The sequence below is a fragment of the Flavobacterium frigoris genome (assembly GCF_900111075.1).
Taxonomy (GTDB): Bacteria; Bacteroidota; Bacteroidia; order Flavobacteriales; family Flavobacteriaceae; genus Flavobacterium; species Flavobacterium frigoris.
In genome coordinates, this window is sequence record NZ_FOFZ01000010.1 from 89,475 (window position 1) to 106,007 (window position 16,533).

Annotated in this window: 12 protein-coding genes and 1 pseudogene; 8 read left to right on the forward strand and 5 right to left on the reverse strand. The window is 34.5% G+C overall.

Annotated elements, in window-relative coordinates; genetic code table 11:
• Positions 1–31 precede the first annotated feature (31 nt).
• The 4 genes from BMW63_RS13180 to BMW63_RS13195 form a co-directional block, all read right to left on the reverse strand.
• The gene (locus BMW63_RS13180; protein ID WP_074723942.1) at positions 32–1,216 is read right to left on the reverse strand and encodes an MFS transporter; all 1,185 of its coding nucleotides are present in this window, start codon (positions 1,214–1,216) and stop codon (positions 32–34) included.
• 141 nt (positions 1,217–1,357) lie between these two features.
• Positions 1,358–2,023 carry a peroxiredoxin-like family protein gene (locus BMW63_RS13185; protein WP_074723943.1) on the reverse strand — a complete coding sequence of 222 codons (666 nt, stop codon included), beginning with the start codon at positions 2,021–2,023 and terminating at the stop codon, positions 1,358–1,360.
• Between the two features lie 14 nt (positions 2,024–2,037).
• A complete protein-coding gene (locus BMW63_RS13190) occupies positions 2,038–3,033 on the reverse strand; it encodes an alpha/beta fold hydrolase (RefSeq protein WP_074723944.1) in 996 nt (331 codons plus the stop codon).
• A gap of 248 nt (positions 3,034–3,281) precedes the next feature.
• A complete protein-coding gene (locus tag BMW63_RS13195; protein ID WP_074723945.1) occupies positions 3,282–5,411 on the reverse strand; it encodes a M3 family metallopeptidase in 2,130 nt (709 codons plus the stop codon).
• Positions 5,412–5,650: 239 nt separating this feature from the next.
• Between BMW63_RS13195 and trmD the strand changes: the two genes are divergently transcribed.
• From trmD to BMW63_RS13210, 3 genes are all read left to right on the forward strand, one after another.
• On the forward strand, positions 5,651–6,328 hold the full coding sequence (trmD, locus tag BMW63_RS13200; protein WP_074723946.1) for a tRNA (guanosine(37)-N1)-methyltransferase TrmD: 678 nt from the start codon (positions 5,651–5,653) through the stop codon (positions 6,326–6,328).
• A gap of 174 nt (positions 6,329–6,502) precedes the next feature.
• A complete protein-coding gene (gene rplS / locus BMW63_RS13205; protein WP_074723947.1) occupies positions 6,503–6,853 on the forward strand; it encodes a 50S ribosomal protein L19 in 351 nt (116 codons plus the stop codon).
• A 272-nt stretch (positions 6,854–7,125) separates the two neighbouring features.
• Complete coding sequence (locus tag BMW63_RS13210) at positions 7,126–9,348, forward strand: NADP-dependent isocitrate dehydrogenase (protein WP_074723948.1); 2,223 nt, start codon at positions 7,126–7,128, stop codon at positions 9,346–9,348.
• A gap of 349 nt (positions 9,349–9,697) precedes the next feature.
• Here the strand turns inward: BMW63_RS13210 and BMW63_RS18170 are convergent, their stop codons facing one another.
• Positions 9,698–10,510 (reverse strand): hypothetical protein, encoded by an 813-nt coding sequence (locus BMW63_RS18170; protein WP_083380495.1) that lies wholly within the window; start codon positions 10,508–10,510, stop codon positions 9,698–9,700.
• Positions 10,511–11,056: 546 nt separating this feature from the next.
• Here BMW63_RS18170 and BMW63_RS18010 point away from each other — a divergent pair.
• The 5 genes and pseudogenes from BMW63_RS18010 to rlmF all read left to right on the forward strand — a co-directional run.
• Positions 11,057–11,197 (forward strand): annotated as a pseudogene (locus tag BMW63_RS18010) (NADP-dependent isocitrate dehydrogenase); the annotation flags it as partial.
• A gap of 134 nt (positions 11,198–11,331) precedes the next feature.
• Positions 11,332–13,713: a TonB-dependent receptor gene (locus BMW63_RS13220; protein WP_074723949.1), complete on the forward strand. Its 2,382-nt coding sequence runs from the start codon at positions 11,332–11,334 to the stop codon at positions 13,711–13,713.
• A gap of 29 nt (positions 13,714–13,742) precedes the next feature.
• Complete coding sequence (locus BMW63_RS13225) at positions 13,743–14,573, forward strand: DUF4249 family protein (protein ID WP_074723950.1); 831 nt, start codon at positions 13,743–13,745, stop codon at positions 14,571–14,573.
• 101 nt (positions 14,574–14,674) lie between these two features.
• Positions 14,675–15,337, forward strand: a complete 663-nt coding sequence (locus BMW63_RS13230; RefSeq protein ID WP_074723951.1) for a thiamine diphosphokinase — start codon at positions 14,675–14,677, stop codon at positions 15,335–15,337.
• Positions 15,338–15,459: 122 nt separating this feature from the next.
• Positions 15,460–16,419 carry a 23S rRNA (adenine(1618)-N(6))-methyltransferase RlmF gene (rlmF, locus tag BMW63_RS13235; protein ID WP_074723952.1) on the forward strand — a complete coding sequence of 320 codons (960 nt, stop codon included), beginning with the start codon at positions 15,460–15,462 and terminating at the stop codon, positions 16,417–16,419.
• Positions 16,420–16,533: the final 114 nt, after the last annotated feature.

Sequence of the window (16,533 nt, forward strand, 5' to 3'; positions counted from 1 at the left end):
TTATTGAAGTGCAAATTTACGAATTAATTTGTTATCCATTGATGCTTTCTAATGCTTTACGTTTGGATTTATAGGTATAGGCATACACAGAGAACGCTAATACTGATAATAATAAACACCCTAAGGTTACAGCATGCCAGCCACCCAATCGCCATAAAAACAATCCAAAGGCAGAGCCTGCAGCTGTTCCTAAAAAACTAAAAGACATGAATACTGTATTCATACGGTTTGTCGCTTCAGGCATTATAGAATAAACACGAGTTTGATTTGATATATGCACCCCTTGCAAACCAATATCTATGAAAATAATCCCAAAAATGATTCCGACAACACTTGATCCTGAGAAATAGAAAATCATAAAACTAAAAGCAATTAACATACAGCCGTATCCTACTGCAATTCTAGAATTTCCTTTATCACTTAATTTCCCAACCAGAGGAGCTGCCAGTGCACCCGAAGCACCTACAATACCAAAAAGTCCTATTGTAGTACTAGTGAAATTGAAAGGTTCTGCCGAAAGTAATAAAACCATGGTAGTCCAGAAAGCGCCAAATTGAGCAAAACTGAATACATTAATTAAAGTCGCTTCACGCAATAAAGGTTGCTCCTTGATTAAGGTAAAAAGTGAACCAATCAGTTGTTTGTAAGAGCCCTCAAAAACAGGTTTATTATAAGGAAATTGTTTTTTTATGATAAAAAATAATACCAGACATAATCCTGAGGCAATCCAAAACATGGCACGCCAACCAAGAACATCTCCTATAAAACCACTTAAGGTTCTTGATAACAGAATTCCTACTAAGAGTCCGCTCATAATTGTCCCTACTACTTTACCTCGTTCTTCTGGTGCACTTAAAGAGGCGGCTAACGGTAAAATAAGTTGAGGAACAATAGAAGTGATTCCTATTAAAAGGGAAGCAATTTCTAAGATAAGATAACTTTGCGCTGTGGCTGCAATTATCAAAGCAATGACAGATGCAAAAGTGGTATAAAGTATCTGACTTTTACGTTCTATCTTATCCCCTAGCGGAACCATAAAAAACAAACCAATAGCATAACCTGCCTGTGTGAGATAGGTTATTGTTCCAGCATCAGCATGAGGGATTTTAAATTCGTCTGCTATTAATATTATTAATGGTTGGCAATAATACAAATTAGCTACTATAAGTCCAGTAGCCGCCGCCATAAACAAGACATTCTTTTTTGATAAATTCATCGCGCAAAAATACGTTGTGTTTTTAGATTATTGTTTTAAACAAAAGCCAAATTTTAAGACAAAAATAGAAGTACACCAATTAAAAACACACTTAGAAGATTTTCTCATTTGAGGGTATTAAAAAATAGTTCAATTTAATTATTACTTTAGAGAATCAAGAGCTGCCAAGATATCTTTAGCCTCTGCTCTATTTCTATATTCAGCATCTAAAAACGTATAGACAATTACTCCATTTTGATCAATCACATAAGTCGCCGCTAAGGGTAATTCATCTGATTCGTCACCATTAAAACCATGCAAATCAAATCCTTTTTGATATGTATCAGCAACAGCATCAGTCAATTTAAAAACGATACCATATTCCTTCGCTACTTTGTTACCCACATCACTCAATACTTCAAATTGTAATTCGTGCTTTTCTACCGTAGACATAGATTTATCAGGTAACTCAGGCGTTAAAGCCAATAAATTAGCTCCTTTTAACTGAATATTTGGCAATTGCTCTTGCAAATAATGCAAAGTCATATTGCAATAAGGACACCACCCGCCGCGATACCACGTTAAAACAACTGGCCCTTTTTTAAGATAATCACTTAATTGCACTTCTTTTCCTGTAGCGTTTGTAAGGATAAAGTTAGGTACTATATCATGATTTTTCTTAGCGTTTACAACCACATTTTGACGTGTTACATCAGCAATTCCTTCAGCGTATATTTCTTTAATTTGTTCTGGTGCTTTTGCTTCCCATGCGTTTTTTGCATTATCTAAAGTTGCTTGTAGACCGTTTGTTATATTTTCTATACTCATAACTTATTGTTTTACTATTTCTCCAAAAATTCCGTTAGAGGCTCAATGAACTTGTCAAAACTTTCTATATGTGGCATGTGCCCAATATTAGGTATTTCAACAAGTTTTGAATTTGGTATTTTCTTTTGTGTTTCTTTTCCTAAAACAGCATACAATCCCATTGTTTTCCTAACCTCTTCATTAACTAAGGGTTTCCCCAAAGCGGTTCTGTCTCTGGTTCCGATGATTAATAAAGTAGGACATTTCAAATTCTGAAACTCATACACTACAGGCTGGGTAAAAATCATATCATACATCAATGCCGAATTCCATGCTACTTTTTTGTAATCAGAGTTCAAAGTCCACCCCGCCAAAAGATTAACCCATTTGTCATATTCTGGTTCCCATTTACCGTCATAATAACTGTCCATTTGGTATTTTCTGATTCCGTCATAACTCTGTTTTAATTCATTTTGATACCACCAATCAACGGTTTGATACGGCACTTTAAGTTTCCAATCTTCCAAACCTATCGGATTTTCAAGAATTAATTTCTCCGTTACTTCCGGATATAGTAATGCAAAACGAGTTGCGAGCATACCTCCCATAGAATGTCCTAAAACAGCTGTTTTTTGAATACCGAGTGTATCTAAAATTTGTTTTGTATTTTGTGCTAATTGCTGAAATGTATATTGAAAATAATCTGGCTTATCTGACTTCCCAAAACCAATCTGATCCGGAACAATCACTCGGAAACCTTTTTTAGTTAAAGCAGCAATAGTCGTTTGCCAATAGGCTCCGTTGAAGTTTTTACCATGGAGCAACAGAATATTCTTTCCATTATAATTGTCCGGCATCACATCCATATACTCCATTTTGAGTACTTGCTGTTGCACGTTTAAAGTTATAAAATGTACTGGATACGGATACTCATAATTACTTAAATTGATATCCAACCATTTTAATTGGTCTTGTTGGGCAGAAGATCCTAGCGTTATAAGAAAGAGTCCTATCAAAAGTTTAAATTTCATTTTCAATATTTTTTATTAGAATTGTAAATTTAAGCAGAAGAATTCCTACTGGAAAACTATTAGGAAAACTTTACAATTTGGAAACCAAAACATAATTGCTAGTACATACGCTAGCCCAGATGGAAACGGCATCCTATTGTGTATCGTCTTTTTTTGGACGAGACACAATAGATATAGTGTACAGCTGGAAATTGCTCCTAAAAAAAATGGCATCCATTACGAATGCCATTTTAATTGGTAAAATTAGATTACTTATCAGAAAGTCCTGCATTTCTTAAATATGGTTCGATTTCCATATCGTGTCCTATGAATTGTTTGAAAGCTTCATTTAAATCTACACTGTTCCCAACTGATAAAATGTATTTTCTAAAACGCTCACTATTTTTTCTTGTTAGACCACCGTTTGCTTTCATCCAGTCGTATACATTATAATCTAAGGTTTTAGACCAAGTATAAGCATAATAACCCGCTGAATAACCTCCACTCCAAATGTGTGCAAAGTAAGGCGTGTGGTATCTTGTAGGTACTTCATTTACTAACAAACCATATTTTTCTAGCGCTTCGTTTTCAAAAATTAAAGCGGGCTTGAAATCTGCTTCGTTTTCAACACTATGCCAGTTCATGTCTAATGTGGAGGCCGCCAAAAGTTCAGTTACATCATAGCCTTTATTAAACGTTTCGGCTTTTTTAATTTTATCAATTAATTCCTGAGGAATCACCTCTTTAGTTTTATAATGAAGTGCATAATTTTTTAAAACTTCAGGATCTAAAGCTGCGTGCTCATTGATTTGAGAAGGAAATTCTACAAAATCACGTGGCACAGCCGTTCCAGAAAGACTCGTATAGTTTTGATTTGCAAATAAACCGTGTAAGGTATGCCCAAACTCATGGAACATAGTCGTTACATCATCGAAACTAATTAAAGAAGGGTTTCCGTTTACTGGTTTTGCAAAATTATAAACGTTTACAATTACTGGTTTTTGTTTTAAATAATGAGATTGATCTACAAAATTGCTCATCCAAGCACCACCATTTTTATTGTCTCTGGTATAGAAATCTAAATAATAGATTGCCATTGATTTTCCGTCATTGTCAAAAACCTCATAGGCAACAACATCTGGGTGATAAACCGGCAAATCTTTGCGTTGTTTAAAGGTAATACCGTACATTTTTTTGGCTGCAAAAAACACTCCTTTTTCTAATACTGTTGTCAACTCAAAATAAGGTTTTATTTGACTTTCGTCCAAATCATATTTGGCTTTACGTACTTGCTCTGAATAAAAATTCCAATCCCAAGGTTCTAATTTAAATCCGCCATTTTGAGCATCGATTAATTCTTGTATTTCTTTTGCTTCAACTTTTGCTTTTGCAACCGCTGGACCAGCGATTTTTGCTAATAAGTTCATCGCTCTCTCTGGAGTTTGCGCCATTTGGTCTTGCAATTTCCACTCAGCAAAATTCTTTTTGCCCATCAAATTGGCTTTTTGCAAACGCAATTTCGCCATTTTTTCTAATACCTCGCGAGTATCGCCATCATCATTCTTTTGGGCACGTGTCCAAGACGATTTGAATATTTTTTCTCTAGTTGCTCTGTTAGTAAGACTTTGCAATAATGGTTGTTGGGTTGTATTTTGTAATCCTATTAAATACTGTCCTTCATGACCCGCTTCAGTTGCTTTTGCTTTTGCAGCAGCAAGGTCATTAGCACTTAAACCATCTAAATCAGTTGCACTATCAAACAAAACGGCACCGTTTTTACGGGCAATCAATAATTTAGTACCGAAAAGCGTACCTAAACTGGCTAGCTCTTCATTAATTTTTTTCATTTTGTCTTTATCGGCATCAGATAAATTAGCTCCAGCAAGTTCAAATTCTTGCACATAATACGTTGTTAATTTTTTATCCTCCCCTTTTAAAGTAGTAAGATCGATTGCTTTAAAGCGCTTGTACAATTTACTATTTAAATACATTTTATCGCTATGCGCCGAAAAGATAGGTGCATATTCCGCTTGTAAAGCTTGCAAAGTTGGATTGGTATTAGAACCAGTCAAATTATAAAACACACTTGTAGCTCTTTTTAAATCTACTCCCGAAGTTTCTAATGCTAGCACAGTATTTTGAAAACTAGGTTTAGCAGGATTATCTGCTATTGCCATTATTTCTTTATCGTGAACTCCTAAACCATATTCAAAAGCTGGCTTGAAATCCTCCTCTTTAATTAAATTAAAAGGGGGTGCTTGATACTGCAGCGTACTTTTTTGTAAAAGAGGGTTTGTCATTTTAACCGAATTATTTTGTGCTTGAATCGTGTTTGTTTGTAATGAGGCCGCAAAAACAAGTATTGCGCTTGCCAGATTAATTTTTGAAAAGATTTGCATATTTTAAGATTGATTAATTTTCCAGCCATAAAAGTAGTTAAAAAAAACAGTTACTAAAACGATCTCATAACTATTGTTCGTCATTAACATACAATCCAATAGTCTATAAAGCAGTGAAAATCCCTTTCTTTTTTTCTCTAAAAAGAAAAAGATTGCTATCGCGCCTTTAGGGTGAGACTGCGATTAGCTTCTGAAAAAAAACTTTGTACCTTTGCGCCTTCAAACTTAGATATAAAATCATGCGCATTGATATTGTTACTGTTTTACCTGAATTGCTAAGAAGTCCGTTTGAGGCTTCCATTATGAAACGTGCTATTGACAAAGGATTAGTAGAGGTTCATTTTCATAATTTACGGGACTACACAACTAACAGACAGAAAAGTGTTGATGATTACCCTTATGGCGGTGGTGCCGGAATGGTAATGACAGTGCAGCCTATTGATGCATGTATCACGCATTTAAAAAGCGAAAGAACCTACGACGAGATCATCTATATGTCACCTGATGGGGAAACCCTAAATCAAAAAATGGCAAATACCATGTCCATGTATGAGAATATTATCATCTTATGTGGTCATTATAAAGGAGTGGATCAACGCGTACGTGACCATTTCATCACTAAAGAAATCTCTATTGGCGATTATGTTTTATCAGGAGGAGAACTAGGAGCATTAGTCTTGTCAGATGCTTTAATCCGATTGATTCCCGGTGTATTGAGTGATGAAACCTCAGCATTAACAGACAGTTTTCAAGATGGTTTACTGTCGGGACCTATATATACAAGACCTGCGGACTATAACGGATGGAAGGTACCTGAAGTTTTAACCAGTGGAAATTTTGCCAAAATCGACAAATGGCGCGAAGATATGGCTTATGAGCATACTAAAAATCGCCGTCCAGATTTATTGGAAGAGTAGTCCCTCTACCCCCAAAAGGGGAAACTTGAAAGCTACTAAGTAAATTGATTAGAACATTATAGAGGAAATGCTTTAAACTTTAAACTTTTTTAATTACTTTTGCGCCCACATTAGACTAACCTCTGGCGAGATCCGCGTATGTTGCTCTAATTCAAAACCATAATTAAAATTATCATGGCAGATTTAATGAAATTCGTTAAAGACGAATTAGTAGTAAGAAAAGATTTTCCTGTATTCGGAGCTGGTGATACTATCACTGTATACTACGAAATTAAAGAGGGTGAAAAAACTAGAACACAGTTTTTTAAAGGAGTTGTTATCCAAAGAAGAGGTTCTGCTAACACAGAAACTTTTACTATTCGTAAAATGTCTGGTGCTATAGGTGTTGAGCGTATCTTCCCTGTAAACTTGCCAGCTTTACAAAAAGTTGAAATCAACAAAAAAGGTGCAGTTCGTAGAGCTAGAATTTTCTACTTCAGAGAACTTACTGGTAAAAAAGCAAAAATTAAAGACAAAAGAAGATAGTAAAATATCTCTTTATCATAAAAGTCCTGACACTGTCGGGACTTTTTTTTTTGCTTTTATTTTGCTTTTATTTTAAACCTTAAATTCTGCCACAATCAATCATAAAAATAACATTTTGAGACCAACACGTTAGTTATCTTAAAAATCATAATTTATGTGTCAAACCGAGTCTGTTTTCGGTCTGATTTCCTTATATTTGCTATGCTTAATTTTTAAGCATAATATACATTTCACATCCTATTTAATAGGGATACGATTATAAAAATAAAAAAATGATACAAAAATCAAAGATTGTTTACACCTTGACTGATGAGGCGCCTTTGTTGGCCACTTATTCTTTTTTACCAATTGTACAAGCATTTACTGCAACTGCAGCTATTGAAATAGAAACGAAAGACATTTCACTAGCTTCTAGAATTTTATCTAACTTCCCAGAGTTTTTAAATGAAGACCAAAAAGTGAAAGACGCTTTATCTGAACTTGGAAAACTAGCCAATTCTCCTGAGGCAAATATTATTAAATTACCAAATGTTTCTGCATCAGTCCCTCAACTAAAAGAAGCTATTGCCGAATTACAAAAACATGGTTATAAAATCCCAAATTTCCCTGAAGACCCGAAAAGCGACGAAGAAAAGGAAATTAAAGCCAAATATTCAAAAGTATTAGGCTCAGCAGTAAATCCGATTTTACGTGAAGGAAATTCTGATCGTAGAGCTCCTAAAGCAGTAAAAAACTTTGCAAAAGCCCATCCTCACTCCATGGGAGCTTGGTCTGCAGATTCAAAAACAAAAGTAGAGGCTATGAAAGATGGTGATTTTTACGGAAGTGAAAAATCCATAACCGTTCCTGAAGCTACTGACGTAAAAATTGAATTCGTAGGAAAAGATGGCACGACTAGCATTTTAAAAGCTAGCACACCACTTAAAGCGGGCGAAATAATAGATAGTTCAGTGATGAACTTAAGAGCTTTAAAAAGCTTTGTTACTAATGCAATTGCAGAAGCTAAAAAAGAAAACGTTTTGCTTTCTGTACACTTGAAAGCAACAATGATGAAAATTTCAGATCCAATCATTTTTGGCGCTATCGTTGAAGTTTTCTTTGCAACCGTATTCGAAAAATACAAAACTTTATTTACTGAGTTGAACATTGATACCAGAAATGGATTAGGTGATGTTTATGCAAAAATTGCAGGTCAGCCACAACAAGCTGAAGTAGAAGCTGCCATTAATCAAGCAATTGAAAATGGTCCTAGTTTAGCCATGGTAAATTCAGATAAAGGAATTACAAACCTTCACGTTCCTTCAGATGTTATTGTAGATGCTTCTATGCCTGCAATGATTCGTACTTCAGGACAAATGTGGAACGCAGCAGGAAAATTACAAGACACTATCGCTTTGATTCCAGATCGTTGTTATTCTGGTGTTTATGAAGCAACTATTGATTTCTGTAAAAAGAACGGTGCTTTTGACCCAACAACCATGGGAAGTGTGCCAAACGTAGGTTTGATGGCACAAAAAGCAGAAGAATACGGATCACATGATAAAACATTCCAAATGACTGGAGACGGCGTTGTTCGTGTTACAGACACTAAAGGAAACATTTTAATGGAACAGCCCGTTGAAGAAAAAGATGTCTTCAGAATGTGCCAGGCCAAAGACGCTCCCATTCAAGACTGGGTAAAACTAGCTGTAAACAGAGCTCGCGCCACAAACGTGCCTACAATATTCTGGTTAGACGAAAACAGAGCACACGATAGAAAAGTAATTGAAAAAGTCGAAAAATATTTAAAAGAGTACGACACAATTGGTTTAGACATTCGTATTTTAAACCCTATTGACGCTACTAATTTCACATTAGAAAGAACTAAAGCAGGATTAGACACCATCTCTGTAACCGGAAACGTTTTACGTGATTATTTAACAGATTTATTCCCTATCCTAGAACTGGGAACTTCAGCTAAAATGTTATCAATCGTTCCATTAATGAGTGGTGGTGGTTTGTTTGAAACTGGCGCTGGTGGATCTGCTCCAAAACATGTTGAACAATTCACTTCTGAAGGGTATTTACGTTGGGATTCTCTTGGAGAATTCTTAGCCCTTGCCGTTTCATTAGAACATTTAGGCTCTGTTTATAATAATCCAAAAGCATTGGTATTATCAGAAACTTTAGATCAAGCTACAGAGCAATTTTTACAAAACGATAAATCTCCGGCCCGTAGAATAGGACAAATAGACAACCGTGGCTCTCATTTTTATTTAGCAATGTACTGGGCAGAAGCTCTTGCAAAGCAAACTAAAGATGCTCAGCTTAAAGCTATATTTGCTCCTATCGCAAAAGAACTGGAAGAAAACGAAGCGAAAATTAACGCTGAATTAATTGGAACTCAAGGAAGACCTCAGGATATTGGTGGGTATTACCAGCCTAATCCCGAATTAACAACTAAAGCAATGCGCCCTAGCGCTACATTTAATGCTATTTTAGCTAAAATTGCTTAATTCTATTTACTACTTAGCTATTCAATAAAAAAGGCAACTGGAAACAGTTGCCTTTTTTATTGAATAGCTAGTAAAAAACCATTCTTTTACCGCTCTTGTCCTATTATAACTACTACGGTACGGCATGACTTTTAACATATAATAAAGACAGCTAGATATAAACAACTCTTACAGTACTTTTAAAGCGTTATAACAGAGTAAGAACTATTGAAATAAACTCCTTGTCTAATAACATAAGAAAAAAGTTTTAATTGCAGCAAAAAGGCTGCCATATTTGGCAGCCTCCTTTATTTTATCTCTTTGATTCAAATAACTTTAAAACAAATTTAAAAAAACTCTATAGCGTTTCCTACGGTTGAGATATACCAGAAGCCTCTAAAGAAACAATAACAACAACAATCCCGCTAACCTTCATGCCATTATTAACATTTGTGTAACTAAAATTGAATTTAAGTTTTTTCGTAGTTTCATCATAACTAAATTCTGATATCGCAAGGCCTTGCATATCTGGTCCATTATCATAACTACTATAGGTAAAGTTATTACCTTTAACATCTATAATCTCTATTTGTAGATTCGAATTAAGTGTTAACAACTGAGAAGCAGTACCAAAATCTTGAACACCCAAATGCAAAAATAAATTTGTTCCAGCAGGTTCCCAAGGAGTACTACTAGACACATTTACTCTTTGCAAATCAAATCCATAGTCTACTCGCCCATTGTCATACACCTGTTTAGTAACTGCCGAAGCATATCTTACATTTCTAGAAACGAACGGTAACTTATTTGTTTGATCAAACTTTGTACCGTCTGTTTCTTCTCCAGAAACAGTTAAAGTTATGGCACCAAACTTCGCTGCCTCATCAAAACCAACACCAGCTGTTCCTGTTGCTCCTGTTGCTCCTGTTGCTCCTGTTGCTCCTGTCGCTCCAACTGCTCCACTTGCTCCAACCAATCCTGTTGTACCTGTTACCCCTGGTATCCCTTGGATTCCTTGGATTCCCTGAATTCCTTGAATCCCCTGAATCCCCTGCGCTCCATCTTTACCATCAATACCATCAATACCATTTTTACCATCTTCTGGAGTACAACTGAAAACCAACACTCCCAAACCACAAACTAGAATACTTTTACTTATTCCTTTTAATAAATTTTTAACCATAATTTCTTTATAAATTAGTTATTTTTTACGCAAATATATATACTATTTAAAAAAAAGAAAAAAGATAAATTAAAAGATAAAATACATAACATAACGCACTAATACTGCTTTCAGAGGCTATTTTTTTTCGAATCTTATTCATTTTGCTTGATAGTATGGAGCTTCTACCCAACTTATCAGGTTTAAAAAAAAACTCAAAATCATCTTGCTGCATCAACGACAGAATCACCTCATCAATAAAAAAAGCTTCATTATCTAGCTACTGCAACTTTAATTTTCTTATTCCTCTTAAGTCCTTAATTTAGGTTTTAATATTTGTACTTAAAGCAACTGCCTTCCTTACTGATTTTACCTATAATGTTTACTTTTTTAACTGTATATGTATTATGATTGATTTCCATGTAGAGGAGTTGTACAAATTAATAACTGTAGATCTCCTTTTTATTTAGCGATGTATTGAGCTAGCCACTTTAACAACTCAAGCCAAAGACACGTAATTACAAGTTATGTTTACTCCTATTATAAAAGAATTCGAAGAAAACGAAACAAAAAATTATTATTGAATTTATTGCAGCCTTAGGAAAACCTCAACATATAAGTCTTTATTACCAGCCTAACCCTAAATTAACAGGCAGGGTAATGCGTACTAGTCCAACATTTAATGCTATTTTAGCTAAAATTACTTAATTAATACGTTCACTTACTCTACTTTAAAAGACAATGATCAACGGTTGCCTTTTTTATTATTAATATTTTTTTAACCTTTGTTTAATAGCATTTCACTTACCGTTACTCCAAATTTGTAATTCTAAATAAATAGTATGTTTTTCAAGAAAATTATCATCTTAATTGTCGGATTCTTATTTACACTATCCTCCTATTCTCAAGATAAATTTACACTTAGCGGTGTAATTACAGATATAAAAAATAACGAAACACTTATTGGTGTGAATGTTTACATTCCTGAAATCAAATCAAGTACTACAACAAATGAGTATGGATTTTATTCGATAACACTTCCTGAAGCTACTTATACCGTTTTAATTAGCTACATCGGGTTTCAGATTGAATCCCAAAAAATAGAATTATCTGAAAATAAAAAAATGAATTTCAGTCTATCTGAAAGTGGTGAAATCCTTAAAGAAGTAATCATTACAGATAATAGTCCCCGTAGCGCTATTCGTTCTCCAGAAATGAGTCTCAACAAACTTTCCATTTCTGCCATCAAAAAAATGCCTGTTGTCCTTGGTGAAGTCGATGTCCTAAAATCACTTTTACTACTCCCCGGAGTAACGAACGCGGGTGAAGGAGCTTCTGGATTCAATGTACGTGGTGGTGGTGCAGATCAAAATCTGATTTTACTAGATGAAGCTACCATATTTAATTCCTCACATGTTTTTGGTTTTTTCTCCGTTTTTAATCCTGACGCCATCAAAGATTTAAAATTATATAAAGGAGGTATTCCAGCAAATTTTGGAGGTCGGGTTTCTTCCGTTTTGGACATTTATCAAAAAGACGGAAGCAGCAAAGGATTCCACATGAATGGTGGTATAGGATTAATCTCGTCCAGGCTTTTACTGGAAGGTCCATTAGTAAAAGACAAAGGCTCTTTCTTGATCGGCGGTAGAAGTTCTTATGCCCATTTATTTTTAAAACTTTCTGAAGATCAAAAAGATAATTCTGCTTATTTTTATGATTTGAATACCAAAATCAGCTACAAATTAAACCCAAATAACAACTTGTTTCTATCAGGATATTTTGGGAGAGATGTATTTTCATTAAATAAAAGCTTTACTAATATTTATGGCAATTCGATTTTGAATCTAAGATGGAACCACCTTTTCTCAGACAAACTGTTTTCAAACCTATCCCTTATCTATAGCGACTATTACTATGGATTAGATTTGGATTTCGTTGGATTCAAATGGGATTCAGGAATTAAGAATTACAATATAAAATATGATTTCAAAAATTATATTTCTGATAAATTCAAATTAAATTATGGTGTAAATGCCATTTACTATGATTTTAATCCAGGAACCATACGGCCATCTAATAGCGACTCAGGAATCAATTTCGACCAATTGGACAAAAAATATGCATTCGAACCTTCTGTCTATATTAGTGCAGTTCAGGAAATTTCAACTAGGTTCTCTCTTTCCTATGGACTTCGATACAGTCAATTTTACAGATTAGGATCGTCGACAGTGAACATTTATGAAAATAACAGCCCACTAAATTTCAATACGGATTTACAAATTTATGAAAAAGCAACACCTATAGGAACTAAATTCTACGACAAGAATGAGGTGATTCAAAGTTACAATAATCTTGAACCTCGATTCTCAGCTTCTTATCAGCTAAACGATGCACAATCAATAAAAGTAAGTTATAATAGAATGACCCAATATTTACAATTAATTTCCAATACGTCATCTCCTACCCCACTAGATGTATGGATGCCAAGTGATAATTTTATAAAGCCACAAATTGCAGACCAAGTGGCTATTGGTTATTTTAGGAACTTTAAAGAGGATAGCTACTCGCTGGAAGTAGAGACCTATTATAAAGAAGTCAAAAATAGATTGGATTATATTGATGGCGCTAATTTAATTGCAAATAAAGCCATCGAACAAATAGTTTTGAATGGTCAGTTAAGATCTTATGGATTAGAGCTCATGCTCCGTAAAAACGAAGGGAAATTAAACGGATGGATTTCCTATACTTTATCAAAATCAGAGCAACAAACTCCAGGAAGAACAGCAGAAGAGTCAGGTATAAACGGCGGTAAGTGGTACAATTCAACTTATGACAAACTACACAACATTGCGGTTACCGGTTCTTATAATCTAAATGAAAAATGGTCTTTTGGAGCTAACTTTGCACTTCAAACTGGGCAACCTGTCAGTTATCCAAATGGACAATACGAATACTTAGGTATTACTGTTCCAAGTTATGGACTAAGAAATGAAAACCGACTTCCTACCTATCATCACCTTGATATTTCTGCTACTTTGACCCCGAGAAAAAACGAGGGTAGAAACTGGAAAGGAGAATGGGTTTTTAGTATTTATAATCTATACAACAGGAAAAATGCGGCTTCCATTAATTTTAGAAGAAACGATGACACCGGAAATAATGAAGCTATAAAAACTTCTATTTTCGGGATAGTACCCGCCGTTAGTTACAATTTTAAATTTTAAGAACGGAAACGGAAATTAAAACAAATAACATGAAAAAAGCAATTCAATATACAGCACTATTATTATCCTTTCTCTTAATCAGTTGTGAAGAAGTTGTGGATGTAAATTTAGATACTGCCTCTCCAAAACTAGTTATAGAAGCATCTATCAACTGGCTTAAAGGAACCGACGGAAATTTGCAAACAATACAATTAACGACAACAACAGGCTACTTCAGCAATACAATTCCAGTCGTATCGGGAGCAACAATATTTATTACAAACAGCTCCAATGCCCAATTTAATTTTATTGAAACCCCTAAAACGGGAGAATACATTTGCAATAATTTTATACCCGTGATCAACGAGACCTATGTCCTAACGGTAATACACGATGGAGCTACTTATAACGCTACAGAAAAGCTAAAATCAGTATCCCCAATTTCTGAAATCGTTCAAAATAATGAAGGAGGATTTACTGGAAAAAATATTGAAATCAAAACCTATTATACGGATCCAGCTGACGAATCTAATTATTATCTATACAAATACATTTATTCAAACCAAAAAAAGAAAAATTATTATGCAGATGAAGATACTTTTTTTCAAGGAAATAAATTTTTCAGCATTTCACAAAGCGATGACTTAAAGGTAGGAGATGAAGTCACTGTAAGCCATTACGGAATTTCTAAAGCCTATTATAATTATATTAATGTAATAGTGAGCATTGCCGGTGGCAATGGCGGAGGACCTTTTCAGTCCCCACCTGCAACTGTTAGAGGAAATATTATTAATACCACTAATGCAGCTAATGCAGCTAACTACCCATTGGGTTATTTTGCTGTAAGTGAAACGGACACACGAACCTATACAATACAATAGTATCCTTAATCAGATTTTGATTAACTTTGCAAAACTGAAATTCGATTGCCTTTCAATCTAATTTTAAATTTTAAAAATAAAACCGAAATCTATTCTCTAAAATGTCCTCACACCACATCGTTCGCGACGACCAAGAACCCGCATTAATAATAGCAAATGGTGCTTCTTGCGATCCAGAATTACTCGGGCAATTATTAGAATGGTCACCACTAGTGATTGTACTAGACTCTGCTATGGAAAGAGTAATGAAACTCGATATAAAGGTCGATGTCTTATTAGGAGATTTTGACCGAAATTTTGATGCAGAGTCCTACAGAAAATCTCAGTATCCCATTGAAATCGTACATACCCCAGACCAAAGTAAAACAGATCTCGAAAAAGCCTTTGATTACTTGTATGAAAGAAAAATTCCTGCAGTAAATGTTGTTTGGGCAACCGGAAAACGCACGGATCATACGATAACAAATCTTACTAATATCGTTCGCTATCGCGAAAAATTAAAAATTGTAATTCTGGACGACCATTCCAAGGTTTTTTTATTATCCAAAAGATTCGAAAAATGGTACACTGCAAACACCCCTATTTCACTAATTCCAATAGGTCATGTTACTGGAATTCACTCTGAAAATTTATTTTATCCCTTAAAAGATGACAGTTTAACCATTGGTTATCGCACTGGTAGCAGCAACCACGTGGTAAAAGACGGGATTGTAATTATAGAACATGATGCAGGTGATCTCTTGATGATGGAGTGCAGTGATTAATTTTTAATTCCAAAAAAATAAAACAAATCTTTAGTAAATCACTAAAGCAACACTTTTTTACATAACTTGCTACAAATCTTGATTTTAAAAGAAATCGCCATATTTGCCTTGAAATAAAAGAAATGACACCTAAAAAGAATACTGAAAAAACAAATTTACACCCAAGAAATCAACACCGATTTCGATACGATTTTAAACTTTTAATAGAAAACTGCCCAGAATTAAAAGCATATGTTTCTATAAATGAGCACGATATTGAAACGATTGATTTTAGTGATCCAGAAGCTGTAAAGGCTTTAAATAAGGCATTATTAGTTAGCTATTACGATATTAATAATTGGGATATTCCCGCAAACTATCTTTGTCCTCCCATCCCTGGAAGAGCAGACTATATTCATTATATCGCTGATTTACTAGCTGGCAGTAATAATGGCATAATCCCAAAAGGCAATGCAATTCAAGGTTTAGATATTGGCGTTGGCGCTAATTGTATTTATCCAATAATTGGAAATGTAGAATATGGTTGGAGTTTTGTAGGAACGGATATTGATGAAAAAGCAATTGAGAACTGCAGTAAAATAATTGAAGCCAACCCAAAATTAGTTGATTTTATAAGTCTGCAACAACAAACTGAAGCTCGTTTTATTTTTAAAAACATTATTACACCTGAAGATAAATTTGCATTCACGATTTGTAATCCGCCTTTTCACAAATCACAAGAAGAAGCCACAAAAGCTTCTTTGCGAAAAGTGAATAATTTAGAATCTCGCGATTTTGTAAATAAAGCAACAAAGCCCATTTTAAATTTTGGGGGTCATAATGCGGAATTATGGTGCGAAGGTGGAGAACTAGGCTTCATTACCCAAATGATATATGAAAGTGCTAAATATCCTATGCAATGTTTTTGGTTCACTACTTTAGTTTCAAAGCAATCCCATCTTTCTAGTATCTATAAAACATTGAACAAGGTTAATGTTGTGGAAATAAAAACTATTGATATGGCTCAAGGCCAAAAAACAAGCCGCATAATTGCTTGGACGTTTCTGAGCGAAGGACAACAAAAACAGTGGAAATTTGAATAATTAAAACTTTACCGATTAAAAACAAGCTTAAAACGACAAAGCCCTTTTTTATTATAAAAGGGCTTTGTCGTTTTTATTATATAAAAATTAAACCAATACGACCTACTCCTAAAA